Below are 11,906 nucleotides of genomic sequence, written 5' to 3'. Positions count from 1 at the left end.
AGTTTCAAAAATACACATTTTTCTGCGCTATTAATAAACCGATAAAACGAAAAATGAGTTAAAATATTGTTAATAAGCCTTTTAACGATAAAAAAAATTATCCACAAAAAAAATTATTTGTGGATAACTGTTTAAGACGTGTTGTTGTTTTTAATTATCGAACTTCATGGAAATCGGAAATTTAAAGTAGCTTCTTACCGGTTGTCCGTTTACTTTAGCCGGAACCCATTTCCCTTTAATGCTTTTGATGGTTCTCATAGCCTCGCTATTGAAATCTGCATCTTTACCATCAGCTTTAATTCCTGAGATAGTTCCGTCTTTTTCAACAATAAAAGTGATTACTGTTTTCATTATTTCACCGGAATCAAATCCTGATCCGTCGAAGCTATTCATTACCTTATTTCTGAAGGAATCCAGCCCGCCTACAAAACTTGCTTCTACGTCTACAATAGCAGGAATACCATTGCCTTCTACCGGTTTGACTTCAGATCTCGGCGGAGCAGGTACTGAAACTGGGCCTGTATTAATAGTTGGTGCTGTTGGAACATAATGTTGAGGAGCAGGATCTGCCTTGAAATTATTTGCTAATCCCGCTACTGCGTCATCCGGAATTTTCTCAGAATCTGTATCCGGAGCATTTCTTGAAGGAGTTTTAACAGTACTATCAAAAGTTTTTACAGTAGGTTGCGTGCTTTGAGGAACAGGCTGAGGTTTTGGAGGTATAACAACATCATCCGGAATTATGGGATTTTTAAGATTTATTTCAACTCCGGTTGGCATTGTAACGGGTTCATTTTTAAATGCATTAATAATTAAAGGCGTAAATGATACCGCCGCCAAAAGACCAATTCCAATAAAAAGTGCTTTTGTTAAAATTCTGTCTGATTCGTTTCTTAAAACGTAAGCACCGTACTGCTTGTTTCGGTGCTCGAAAAGAACTTCGTTAAAACGAAATTCCTGATTCTGATGCATGTGTTTCATCCTTTTTGATATTTAAATTGTTAAATTGAGATTATCAGGTTTTCACCTTTAATCCATGGTTATTTAATCAACATCAAAATTTTTGCCATTTTTTTGTTAAAAAATCAACATTTTAGAAAATTACATACCAATATTAAAATTTAACTATGCTTTAAATAATAATCATTTTATTATAGTATTAACATTTGTTTGATTTTCAGCTATTTAGAATAAATAAAAAAAGACTGTCTTCCGACAGTCTTTTTAATATGATAAACAAATATTTTAGAATAATTCTTTTCTGATGATGTTCTGGCTTCTTTCAGGGCCAACGGAAACTAAGTAAACGTTAATTCCTAAATATTTTTCTATAAACTCAATGTATTGCTGAGCCGTTTCGGGAAGCTCATCATAGCTTCTTGCTTTGGTGATGTCTTCTGTCCAACCCGGAAGCTCTTCGTAGATGGCCTCGTAGTCGTATAATTTTGTGGTGGAAGAGGTGAAATAATCAATGATTTTTCCGTCTTCTGTTTTATAATGTGTAGCGATTTTAATCGTATCAATTCCGGTAAGAACGTCCAATTTGGTAATTACCAGGTTATTGATTCCGTTAATCATACAGGCATGCTTTAAAGAAACCAAATCTAACCAGCCTGTTCTTCTCGGTCTTCCTGTTGTAGCCCCGAATTCGCCACCAATTTGTCTGATCTTTTCTCCTAATTCATTGTCTAATTCTGATGGAAAAGGCCCGTTACCCACTCTTGTACAATATGCTTTTGCAACACCGATAAGGTTTTGAAGGGAAGTTGGCGGCACTCCTGCTCCGGTACAAACTCCTCCGGTTGATGGTGAAGAGGACGTTACGTACGGATAGGTACCGAAATCGATATCTAACATCAAAGCCTGCGCTCCTTCAAACAATACGTTTTTACCTTCCTGAATTGCTTCGTTCAGTTCCAGTTCCGTATCAACGATTCTGTCCTGAAGCTGCTTTCCGATTTCTAAATATTCGTTGTACATTTCTTCAACGTCCAATGTAGGCTTATCGAAATATTTTTCAAAAAGAGAGTTTTTAATTTTTAAATTTTTCTCAATTTTTTCTCTTAAAATCTCAGGGTTCAGAAGATCTACCATTCTGATCCCCACTCTGGCAATTTTGTCTTCGTAGCAAGGCCCGATTCCTTTTTTGGTAGTTCCGATCTGCGTTCCTCCGTGCTCTTCTTCGCGGTACGTATCCAAAAGAATATGGTAAGGCATGATGACATGCGCTCTTCTGCTGATGAAAATATGATCCGTTCTCAAGCCTTTGCTTTCGATCTGATTCACCTCCTTAATGAAAGATTTAGGGTTTACCACTACTCCGTTGGCAATGATACATTTCCCTTTGCACTGAAGAACTCCCGACGGAAGAAGGTGCAATACGAATTTTTCATCGCCTACATATACGGTATGCCCTGCGTTGTCTCCCCCCTGGAAGCGCACCACATAATCCGATTTCGCCGATAAAACATCCGTGATTTTTCCTTTCCCTTCATCTCCGTACTGAAGACCTACAACTACGTAAGTTGACATATTTTACTTTTATTTTAGATTCATGCAAAATTACTTTTAAAAAATTGGGTGGGCAAATTTGTGTGGAATTTATTTTCGGGTGGGGGTGGAAATCATGAGTTTGAGTGAAAACAGAATTAACTAAGTTATTTTGCTCTTACCTGATGTTGATGAACTCTGCCTAAACCTAACAGGTTTTAAAAAGCTGTTAGGTTTAGAGTTTATAAAGAAATATTTTTATCCAAAATAATTTCACCCCTATCATGTGAAATCATCACCGACGAATTCGTCTGAATTTGCACATTTTGAAGATCAACATTATTATCATTGAGGATAATCAAATAAGAAATTGTCTAACAAACCTTCAAGGTTTTAAAAACCTTGAAGGTTTAAAACGGCCGTATACCAAAAAAAACATCAACCTTACAGGTTTTTGAAACATGTGAGGTTTACTTCTTACTATATACAATCACGCTTTCACCCATTGAAAACTTTCATCAAAAATCCTTAACTTTGCCGTCTACTAAAATTTTTATGGAAAGTATTAAAGTTCACGATAAAACTTTTGTTCCTTATTTAGAGGACGCCGAAATTCAGGAGATTGTAAAAGCTACCGCTTTAAAAATTTATGAAGACTACAAGGATGAAGTTCCTGTATTCATCGGAGTGCTGAACGGGGTGATTATGTTTTTCTCAGACCTTCTGAAGCATTATCCGGGAGATTGTGAGATCGCTTTTATTCAGATGAGCTCTTATGCCGGAACGGAATCTACCGGGATCGTTTACCAGAAAATGGAACTAACGAAAGACGTAAAAGACCGTCACATTATTTTGGTGGAAGATATTGTAGATACCGGAAATACAGTGGAAAGCCTTTTCAAATATTTTAATGAAACACAGCGTCCGAAATCTGTAAAAATTGCTTCTTTCTTATTAAAGCCGGAAGTGTATAAAAAAGATTTCAAATTAGACTACATCGGAAAAGAGATTCCGAACAAATTTGTTCTCGGCTACGGACTGGATTACGATGAATTGGGAAGAAATTTACCGAATCTGTATCAACTGGAAGAAGGACAAATCAATCATTAAACGCTGTTGGCTATTAGCTGATAGCTTTTAGCTTAAAAAGTAAAATAAAAAATAAATTTAATAATAACTTAAAAACGCTAAAGGCTAAAAGCAGACAAGCTCAAGGTAAAAAGCCAAAAGCCAGTTGCCAATCGCCAGAAGCAAAACAACATTATGATAAACATTGTTCTGTTCGGCCCTCCGGGAAGTGGAAAAGGAACTCAGGCTCAGAACCTGATTAAGAAATTCAATTTAAAACAGATCTCAACAGGTGACCTTTTCAGATTCAATATGAAAAATGATACCGAGCTTGGGAAACTGGCAAAATCTTACATCGACAAAGGAGAGCTGGTTCCTGACCAGGTAACAACAGATATGCTGATTGACGAGATCAGAAAACCTACCGATGCGGCAGGATTTATTTTCGATGGATACCCAAGAACTGCCGTTCAGACGGAAGCACTGGAAAAAATCGTAAAAGAAGAGCTGAATGATGAGATCGACATCTGTCTTTCATTGGTTGTTGAAGATAAAATTTTGGTGGAAAGACTTCTTAAAAGAGGAGAAATAAGCGGAAGATCAGACGACAGCAATGTAGAGATCATCGAAAACAGGATAAAAGAATACTACGCAAAAACAGCAGAAGTTGCCGAACTGTACAAGCAGCAGGGCAAATATGTGGAAATTAACGGTGTCGGAGATATCGACGAGATTTCTGAGAAACTTTTTGCTGAAGTAGAAAAGGTTCAAAAATAAAAAATTTTTGATTCAAGGTTCAAAGTTCCAAATTCAAGGTTAAAACTTTGAACCTTCAACATTAAACCTTGAATTAAAATTATGTCAAATTTTGTAGATTACGTAAAGATTCATTGTAAAAGCGGCCACGGAGGAGCAGGCTCTGCCCACCTTCGTCGTGAGAAATATATTCCTAAAGGCGGACCGGATGGCGGTGACGGTGGTCGCGGAGGCCACGTTATCATGAAAGGAAACGCCAATGAATGGACTTTACTTCCTCTTCGTTATACGCGTCACGTAAAAGCGGAACGCGGTGAGAACGGTGGAAAAAACCAGCTGACCGGAGCGTACGGAGCTGATGTATATATTGAAGTTCCGATCGGGACGATTGCTAAAAATGAAGACGGCGAAATCATCGGGGAAATTTTGGAAGACGGACAGGAAATCATCCTGATGGAAGGCGGAAAGGGCGGTCTTGGAAACGAACATTTCAAATCTTCTACCAACCAGACGCCAAGATATGCACAGCCGGGAATGGACGGCCAGGAAGGTTACGTTACTTTTGAGCTTAAAATTCTTGCCGATGTAGGCCTTGTAGGTTTCCCAAATGCAGGAAAATCAACCCTATTGGCATCCGTTTCAGCAGCGAAGCCAAAAATTGCCGATTATGCCTTCACCACATTAACCCCGAATTTAGGTATCGTGGATTACAGAAATTACAAATCTTTTGTAATGGCAGATATTCCGGGGATTATTGAAGGTGCTGCGGAAGGTAAAGGATTGGGACACCGCTTCTTGAGACATATTGAAAGAAATTCCATTTTATTGTTTTTAATTCCTGCTGATTCTGAAGATCATTTCCAGGAGTTTAAAATTCTGGAAAATGAGCTGAAAGAATATAACCCGGAATTGCTGGATAAAGATTTCATCGTTTCCGTTTCAAAATCCGATCTTCTGGATGATGAGCTGAAAAAGGAAATCGCTGCGGAATTTCCTGAAAACAAGCAGCCGTTGTTTTTTTCAGGGGTTACGGGAGAAGGTCTTATGGAATTGAAAGATGCCATCTGGAAACAGCTTCACGGATAGAAATCAATAAAACCAATCATATAAAAGGAGATACAGAAATGTTTCTCCTTTATTTTTTGCAAATGATCACCGTTTCATTCTTTGTTAATCCCAGATAAATATCTTCATCGAAAATTCTGATTTCAGTAGTGAATCCCGCTTCTTTAAGCCGGTTTTCCAACCCTTTTACAGAATAAATTCTTACGTGATCTTTCTGTCCGAAATGCATTAAGCGTTCTTGCTCAGTTTTTACAGAATAATCTTCATAGATCTCTCCTTCTTTAAATGGTGTTTGTATAAGTAAATTCCCTCCTGTTTTCAGAACCCTGTAAAGCTCGCTCATTGCTTTTTTATCATTAATAATATGTTCCAGGATATGATAACATACAATTAAATCAAACGTATTGTCTTCAATATTAATTCTTGTAATATCATATTGATAATCAGAAAGAAATTCATTTTCAAAATCCGTAGGATAATAATGGATATCTTTTCTTTTTTTCCATTTTTTATACAGCATTCTTGATGGGGAAAAGTCAAGAAAAAAAGCTTTTGGCTTCAGAAATTCATTTTCTAAAATCAGATTAAGCCGGCGCGTTCTTGGTAAACTTCCACACATAGGGCAGATAAGCTGCCCGTTTTCCAACAGTACAAATTTTTTAAGTTTGGTTGTACAGATATTGCACTCATGATTTTTTCCCTGATACAATGGTTTAAGGAAATTTCTCATAAGATCTTCATTCTTAATCAGAATTTCTTTGGGAACAATTTTTTTAGCAACATGCTTCAGGAAATTATACATATCAGGATAAAATTACAGTTTTCAAAATAACAAAAATTATTTGAATCGCTTTTTACTTCTGGAACAATTATTGACGCAAACCATTCAAATTTGAGCTATGAAATATTTATTTAGTCTGTGCGCATTCATTTTTTTATTTTCATGCAATTCTCAGAAGATGAATTCAAAATATGATGTTATCGAATATGAAGCTACGCCTTGTTTCGGGTTTTGCCCGGTTTTTAAAATGACCATCAATGCAGACAAAACGGCTGTTTTTGAAGCAGAACATTTTAATTTCAGCGAAAGACCATCAAAAGACGAATTCTCGAAGCCACGCGAAGGAACTTTTAAGGGAACCATCAAACAGGAGGATTATAATAAACTTATCTCTTTACTTGACGGACTGGATGTAAAAAACCTGAATGATAATTATGGAGAAAAGAATGTGACCGATCTTCCATCTTCTCATTTAAGAATTAAATTTGCAGACGGAACTTCAAAACATGTGGAAGATTACGGTAAAAAAGGAAGTGAAAAACTTTCGGAACTGTACCAGTTTTTTGAAGATTTGAGAAAGAATCAACAGTGGACAAAAGTGAATTAACGTACTTAAAAATATTTAAACTACCTTTGCAAATATAATTCCTTCAAAATGAAGGAATTTTTGTTGTAATTAAAAAAAACAATTCATTTGAATTTTACAGACTTAAACTTAATAGAACCTATTGCCAAAGCAATTCAGGAACAAGGATATACCAACCCAACCCCCATTCAGGAAAAATCGATTCCGGAAATTACAAAAGGAAGGGATTTTTTAGGATGTGCACAGACAGGAACAGGAAAAACAGCTGCCTTTGCCATTCCAATCCTTCAGAATCTTACTCAGAATAAATTTCCGAACCGACATATCAAAGCTTTAATTTTAACGCCGACAAGAGAGCTGGCCATCCAGATCGAAGAAAACATTAAAGCTTACGGAAAATATTTACCGCTAAAGCACCTTGTGATTTTCGGTGGAGTAAAACAGGGAAGCCAAGAGGCTGCTTTGAAAAAAGGAGTTGACATCCTTGTGGCGACTCCGGGAAGATTACTCGATTTTATTTCCCAGGGAATCATCAGCTTAAAGAACCTTGAAATTTTTGTACTGGACGAGGCCGACAGGATGCTTGACATGGGCTTTGTACACGATGTAAAAAGAATCATCAAGCTGTTGCCACAGAAAAGGCAGACTTTATTTTTCTCCGCAACCATGCCTGCAGAGATCCAGAAACTGGCAGATTCTATTCTTAACAACCCGGTAAAGGTAGAAGTAACACCCGTTTCATCAACTGCAGATACCATAAAGCAGTCTGTTTATTTTGTCGATAAAGAAAATAAGCTGAATCTTTTAACACATATTTTAAAGAACGATATTTCTGATTCTGTTCTTGTTTTTTCGAGAACAAAACATGGTGCTGATAAAATCGCCAGGAAACTCCAGAAAGACCAGATCACGACAGAAGCCATTCATGGAAATAAATCCCAGAATGCACGTCAGAATGCTTTAAATAATTTTAAATCAGGCAAAACAAGGGTTTTGGTAGCGACTGATATTGCAGCGAGAGGAATTGATATTGATGAGCTGAAATATGTCATTAATTTTGAACTTTCCGATGTTTCCGAAACGTATGTTCACCGAATCGGAAGAACAGGAAGAGCCGGAGCAGAAGGATCTTCCATCTCTTTTGTAGACGGGCTGGATTTGCTGAACCTGAAAAATACAGAAAAACTGATCGGGAAAAAGATTCCTGTGATCAAAGATCATCCGTTTCATACAGACGATCTTGTGGTTCAGAAGAGGGATTCCAATAACAAACCCTTTACTCCTGCTTCAGATAAGCCCAAACCTTCAAGATCCGGCGCTCCAAGATCAAAAAACAGGAATAAACCGGATTCTTCAGCTGCTCCTACAGGATTCAAGAAGCCGAAAAATAAAAATTTTACAAGAAAAAAATAATGAAAAGTCTTCCGATATGGAAGACTTTTTATGTTTTGGCTGAAGCCAACTGAATCTTTTGATTTGAAAAACGGACTAAAGTCCGTTCCTATTGAAATTACTATTTAAATAAATTCCTTGCATTTTCTGTGGTTATACTGTCAATCTCCGCAAAGTCTTTTCCGTAGATATTCACGAGTTTTCCGGCCACCAGATCAAGATACGAGCTTTCGTTTCTTTTTCCACGGTGCGGAACCGGCGCCAGATAAGGAGAATCTGTTTCCAGAACAATTCTATTTAAAGGAATTTCATTCAGGAACTGGTCTATTTTACCATTCTTAAAAGTAACTACTCCACCGATTCCCAAGATGAAATTAAGGTCAACGGCGTGCTTTGCCTGCTCAAGGTTTCCTGAAAAACAATGAAAAATCCCTCTCATTTTCGGGTGTTTTTTTCTTTCCAGCACTTCAAAGGTTTCATCAAAGCTTTCACGGGTATGAATCACAATCGGCAGATCTTTGTCAATCGCCCAGTCGATCTGCTGCTCAAAAGCCTTTACCTGAATATCCAGCGTTGTTTTGTCCCAATACAGATCAATTCCGATTTCACCGATGGCCGGAAAATTTCTTTCATCAAGGTAATTTTTAACGATTTCCAGTTCTTTTTCCCAGGTTTCAGGTTTTACATAACAAGGATGCAGTCCCATCATGGAAAAAATCTGTCCCGGATATTCCGCTTCCAGCTGAAGCATTTTTTCATGCGATTCTGAATCAATGGCAGGAAGATAAAATTGGGTTATTCCTTTATCTATAGCCTTTTGAATCACTTCTTTTCTGTCTTCATCAAATTCTTCTGCGTATAAATGGGTATGGGTATCAATCATTTTATTTATAATTTAACAGGTCTTCATAAGGATTTTCAAGTCCTAATAATAGCCCAAAAGCGGGCTCCGTCTTCATCCCCTGTTGTTTTAATTGTATTATTTTTTGTTTAAATTCTTCTCCTTTTTCCTGCAAAATTCGATATTCTGCCATCATATGGAGATAGGCGTTCTGTTGTGTAGTCGGTTTATTTTGTCCGAAAATTTCGATGGGAAAATCTTCCAGAACAAAATTAAGAACGATACATTTTTCACCATCAATCACCGGATAATGTACCTGAACGTCGGTATTTCCCGGAATGCATTTGCTCAACATTAATTCATCTAAAAAATCTTCTTCAAAGCTGAGATCAACTTCACAGATGATATCAAGGTCGCTGCCTTCAACATCAATTTCAATAGGAATTGTCCCGGCTAAAATTGGGGAATATGCTTTTAATTTTTCAAAAAAGCGATATTTTGAAAGAAGCTGATAGGCTTTTTGCTGTCTTTCATTTCCCGATTTCAGGTAATCAATCTTGGTAAAGTCAATCATTTTGAAAAATTTTATGCTTTACTTTTTGCCGCTGCGCTTCAATTTTTTGATTCAGCTCTTCTTTGAATTCAATATATTTCGGATCTTTTTCGTCGTCAGTTCTGTGTTCCAGCGCTTTATTGATCTTAAAATTTTCTTTGATAAATTCTTTGGTTTCATCAGCAAAATAAGCATTCCCGAATTTTTCAAAAATATAATTCACCGCCTGATTGTTCGGATGGATCATATCTTCTTTATAAAAACGATAATCCCTCAAATCGTCCATCAGGATTTCATACACCGGAAGATAATGACAGTTTTCAAACTGCTGAATCGTTTCATGAACCGCTGTAATCAGCTTCGATTTACTTAATTGATTTTCAATCATTCCGTCTTTGGTATGCCGAACCGGGGAAACCGTAAAAAGAATCTGAACGTTGTCCTTACAGATGTCATTCAGGTTCAGAATTGTCTTGTATATAGAATCTGTAATTTCCTGATGGCTCAGCAATCTTTTTTCAAAAAATTTCTGCGGAATTTTATGACAGTTTGCCACCAGCTTTTTCTTAGGAAGAAACTCATAAATGAAAGACGTTCCGTAAGTAATAATTACCCAATCGGTTTCCTGGAGAAAAGAATTTCCTTCTTCTATCTTAGCATTGATTTTATTTAATGTCTGGTGAATGTATCTTGTATCAAAACTGGTGTGATGATCTAAAGAAATAAATTCGTCATTAAACGTGATTAATTCTTCCTCGTGATAAAACTCCGCATCGTGGAGCCTTTTCACAGAATTATTAATGGAAAAGGGATTAAAAACCGTTCCGAAAGGATTGTTCAGCGCCTGAAGCTGACCCTGACAGAAAAGATCCGACATTTCCGAAGCAAAGCATGATCCTATTGAAAATATTTTATCTTCAATCTCAATTTTATCTTCCGATTCTTTAATATCAACTTCTGTCCTGAACTTCATTCATTCAATTTGAAATTTGAAAATGAAAACAATTTAGAATTTTAAAAATTGATACATTTTTTAATGGGTACATTAACTTTCTCTTCTTAGTAAATAGTTTGCCAATTCTGTAAACGGCTTTTTCTTTTCATCCGGAATATCAATTTTCTGAAGGTAGCTCTGCCCGATCTCATTGTGTTTTTCAATAAGCCGCAATGCTTTTTCGTCTACTTTTGTTCTTCTGAAAATTTTCTCTACACCGTATACTTTATCAATATTGTCGGTTTTTTTAGAATACCAGTAATCCAGTTCTTTTCTTTCTTCTTCCGTTGCATGTTCTCTTGCCATGAGATAGAGAACCGTTTTTTTGTTCTCATAAATATCTCCGGCATGCTTTTTCCCGAACTGCGCCTGGTCTCCGAATACATCAAGATAATCATCCATGATCTGGAAGGCAATCCCGATATGTTTCCCAAAATTGAAAATGGCTTTGGCATCCTTAAAGTTTGCTTTAGCGATCAGCGCACCGATTTCAAAAGACGAAGCACTCAAAACACCTGTTTTATAGGTAATCATTCTGATGTAATCATCAAAAGTTACGTTTTCCTGGGTTTCAAAATTAATATCATATTGCTGGCCTTCGCATAAAAGCAGACCTGTGTGGGTAAATATCCTAATGCACGCTTTGAAGGTTTCAGGTTCAAGATCTTCAAAAAACTTGTAAGCTTTCAGCATGAGTCCGTCTCCCGAAAGAATTCCTACATTGATTCCATGTAATGTGTGAATGGTTGGTTTATTTCTTCTCAACGGAGCTTCATCCATAATATCGTCATGAATTAAGGTGAAATTATGGAAAAATTCGATAGCTAAGGCAGGTTTTATGGCTTCTTTCAGGCTGCCTCCGAAGAGATCGCAAGCCATAAGAACCATAATCGGACGCAGCCTTTTTCCGCCGTGCGAAATGATGTAATTCATCGGTTCGTACAGTTCTGCAGGTTTATCTTTAAAAGTGTATTTGGCAATAGCATCCGCAACCATCTGCTGGTATCTGTCTAAAAATTCCATAAATTCTAATAGTTTGAACAAAAATACAATTTTTTGGGGCTTTTTAAAGTAAAATCCTCTCTGTTTTATCAAGTAAAAATTTAATTTTATATAATTCATTACATGCATGCCATTAATGAAAACAGTAACGTTTTTGTTGATAAAACTTTCTTTTATCCGTAATTATTTCTAAAGGGTTTACCGTACGGCAGTAATCCAGGTATTGTATTAAAATAATATGGAAGATTGTTTAGATTCCTCCGGAATGACAACTATTGTATTATCTTACAAAAATTTACTATGTGACTGCAGCTTAGCTCCATTGAACGGCATGTTTGGGCTTTTTTCCATTTTCGTGGGGGGGGGGGGGGGGGGGGG

Annotated in this window: 12 protein-coding genes; 5 read left to right on the top strand and 7 right to left on the bottom strand. The window is 36.7% G+C overall.

Translation table 11 applies throughout. The annotated features are described in order from the left end of the window. Positions 1-150: 150 nt before the first annotated feature. Positions 151-981, bottom strand: coding sequence for an energy transducer TonB (locus tag SOP96_RS03270; RefSeq protein ID WP_326319793.1), 831 nt, complete (start codon positions 979-981; stop codon positions 151-153). A gap of 264 nt (positions 982-1,245) precedes the next feature. After that, positions 1,246-2,532, bottom strand: coding sequence for an adenylosuccinate synthase (locus SOP96_RS03265; protein ID WP_326319792.1), 1,287 nt, complete (start codon positions 2,530-2,532; stop codon positions 1,246-1,248). 513 nt (positions 2,533-3,045) lie between these two features. Here SOP96_RS03265 and hpt point away from each other — a divergent pair. The 3 genes from hpt to obgE all read left to right on the top strand — a co-directional run bounded on the left by hpt (position 3,046) and on the right by obgE (position 5,400). Further along, complete coding sequence (gene hpt, locus SOP96_RS03260; protein ID WP_326319791.1) at positions 3,046-3,600, top strand: hypoxanthine phosphoribosyltransferase; 555 nt, start codon at positions 3,046-3,048, stop codon at positions 3,598-3,600. Positions 3,601-3,753: 153 nt separating this feature from the next. Beyond that, positions 3,754-4,335, top strand: a complete 582-nt coding sequence (locus tag SOP96_RS03255) for an adenylate kinase (protein WP_072884751.1) — start codon at positions 3,754-3,756, stop codon at positions 4,333-4,335. 81 nt (positions 4,336-4,416) lie between these two features. After that, a complete protein-coding gene (gene obgE / locus SOP96_RS03250; protein ID WP_326319790.1) occupies positions 4,417-5,400 on the top strand; it encodes a GTPase ObgE in 984 nt (327 codons plus the stop codon). 49 nt (positions 5,401-5,449) lie between these two features. Here obgE and SOP96_RS03245 read toward each other — a convergent pair whose 3' ends face one another. Continuing rightward, a complete protein-coding gene (locus SOP96_RS03245) occupies positions 5,450-6,181 on the bottom strand; it encodes a class I SAM-dependent methyltransferase (RefSeq protein ID WP_326319789.1) in 732 nt (243 codons plus the stop codon). Positions 6,182-6,338: 157 nt separating this feature from the next. Here SOP96_RS03245 and SOP96_RS03240 point away from each other — a divergent pair, with 157 nt between their 5' ends. Together SOP96_RS03240 and SOP96_RS03235 are read left to right on the top strand one after the other, a co-directional pair. After that, the gene (locus SOP96_RS03240) at positions 6,339-6,767 is read left to right on the top strand and encodes a DUF6438 domain-containing protein (protein ID WP_326319788.1); all 429 of its coding nucleotides are present in this window, start codon (positions 6,339-6,341) and stop codon (positions 6,765-6,767) included. A gap of 87 nt (positions 6,768-6,854) precedes the next feature. Beyond that, positions 6,855-8,159, top strand: a complete 1,305-nt coding sequence (locus SOP96_RS03235) for a DEAD/DEAH box helicase (protein ID WP_326319787.1) — start codon at positions 6,855-6,857, stop codon at positions 8,157-8,159. 100 nt (positions 8,160-8,259) lie between these two features. Here SOP96_RS03235 and SOP96_RS03230 read toward each other — a convergent pair whose 3' ends face one another. The 4 genes from SOP96_RS03230 to SOP96_RS03215 all read right to left on the bottom strand — a co-directional run bounded on the left by SOP96_RS03230 (position 8,260) and on the right by SOP96_RS03215 (position 11,549). Further along, positions 8,260-9,021, bottom strand: coding sequence for a TatD family hydrolase (locus tag SOP96_RS03230; protein ID WP_326319786.1), 762 nt, complete (start codon positions 9,019-9,021; stop codon positions 8,260-8,262). Position 9,022: 1 nt separating this feature from the next. Continuing rightward, positions 9,023-9,553 (bottom strand): DUF4269 domain-containing protein, encoded by a 531-nt coding sequence (locus tag SOP96_RS03225; RefSeq protein ID WP_326319785.1) that lies wholly within the window; start codon positions 9,551-9,553, stop codon positions 9,023-9,025. Beyond that, positions 9,546-10,505 (bottom strand): GSCFA domain-containing protein, encoded by a 960-nt coding sequence (locus SOP96_RS03220; RefSeq protein ID WP_326319784.1) that lies wholly within the window; start codon positions 10,503-10,505, stop codon positions 9,546-9,548. Before SOP96_RS03220 ends, SOP96_RS03225 begins: the two co-directional genes overlap by 8 nt. A gap of 72 nt (positions 10,506-10,577) precedes the next feature. Then, positions 10,578-11,549, bottom strand: a complete 972-nt coding sequence (locus SOP96_RS03215; protein WP_326319783.1) for a polyprenyl synthetase family protein — start codon at positions 11,547-11,549, stop codon at positions 10,578-10,580. Positions 11,550-11,906 lie beyond the last annotated feature (357 nt).

Origin of the sequence: Chryseobacterium salviniae (assembly GCF_035819015.1) — a bacterium.
Classification (GTDB): Bacteria; Bacteroidota; Bacteroidia; order Flavobacteriales; family Weeksellaceae; genus Chryseobacterium; species Chryseobacterium salviniae.
Note: the sequence above shows the minus strand (reverse complement) of the source record. Positions and strands in the feature narration are given on the sequence as shown.

Coding starts and splice junctions, on each gene's coding strand:
- SOP96_RS03270 (WP_326319793.1), bottom strand. CDS start 981: ATGAAACACATGCATCAGAATCAGGAATTTCGTTTTAACGAAGTTCTT.
- SOP96_RS03265 (WP_326319792.1), bottom strand. CDS start 2,532: ATGTCAACTTACGTAGTTGTAGGTCTTCAGTACGGAGATGAAGGGAAA.
- hpt (WP_326319791.1), top strand. CDS start 3,046: ATGGAAAGTATTAAAGTTCACGATAAAACTTTTGTTCCTTATTTAGAG.
- SOP96_RS03255 (WP_072884751.1), top strand. CDS start 3,754: ATGATAAACATTGTTCTGTTCGGCCCTCCGGGAAGTGGAAAAGGAACT.
- obgE (WP_326319790.1), top strand. CDS start 4,417: ATGTCAAATTTTGTAGATTACGTAAAGATTCATTGTAAAAGCGGCCAC.
- SOP96_RS03245 (WP_326319789.1), bottom strand. CDS start 6,181: ATGTATAATTTCCTGAAGCATGTTGCTAAAAAAATTGTTCCCAAAGAA.
- SOP96_RS03240 (WP_326319788.1), top strand. CDS start 6,339: ATGAATTCAAAATATGATGTTATCGAATATGAAGCTACGCCTTGTTTC.
- SOP96_RS03230 (WP_326319786.1), bottom strand. CDS start 9,021: ATGATTGATACCCATACCCATTTATACGCAGAAGAATTTGATGAAGAC.
- SOP96_RS03225 (WP_326319785.1), bottom strand. CDS start 9,553: ATGATTGACTTTACCAAGATTGATTACCTGAAATCGGGAAATGAAAGA.
- SOP96_RS03220 (WP_326319784.1), bottom strand. CDS start 10,505: ATGAAGTTCAGGACAGAAGTTGATATTAAAGAATCGGAAGATAAAATT.
- SOP96_RS03215 (WP_326319783.1), bottom strand. CDS start 11,549: ATGGAATTTTTAGACAGATACCAGCAGATGGTTGCGGATGCTATTGCC.